The organism is Bradyrhizobium sp. Kon56, assembly GCF_055807635.1.
The window spans coordinates 1-503 of sequence record NZ_JBVVOU010000146.1 but is presented as its reverse complement, the minus strand read 5'-3'; the positions used below and the strand labels follow the sequence as shown (position 1 = coordinate 503).

At 37.6% G+C, this 503-nt stretch carries 1 protein-coding gene; it reads right to left on the bottom strand.

The window, feature by feature from the left end; translation table 11 throughout:
* Nucleotides 1-271 (bottom strand): hypothetical protein (locus AC0L3B_RS38345; protein ID WP_473382772.1); only part of this gene is annotated, 271 nt, incomplete at its 3' end.
* Nucleotides 272-503: the final 232 nt, after the last annotated feature.

The following is a 503-nucleotide window of genomic DNA, read 5'->3' as shown; positions in this document are numbered from 1 at the left end:
AGTAATGTAGAGATACAGCCAAACCGAAAATAAGCCATGATAAAAATCTTTTATTCTCCGCATAGTAACGCACCCCATAAAAAAATAAACTGGCAGCCAAACCCTGCCGTACGAGTGAAAAATAGGGGATCAAATAAAAATCAGGAATGGCAAAAATTATTGCCATAACCCAGAGGCGATAGTTCGGGAAGAAAAATCGTACAGCTGCAGCAACTAATATAACTTCTAAAATACTCGGTTGTTGGAGCGTTAATTTTATTTTCTTTGGCATTCAAAATAAAATTAAGTAAAAATGTATTTTTGACTCTCTTTGCATTGTCGGTTTTCTTTTACCTTTCGTCGATAGACGTTGTCCGCTCTTTCGTCGAACAAATAGTTGTCTACTTGGATCCCAAGTATATGATCTACCTAGATCGAGATGTTTATAATGCTTCGATGCTCTATCGGGGCGTTTATGCTTGCGTTTCGGCGATTATATTTGCATTGATATACATGTCCTGGCG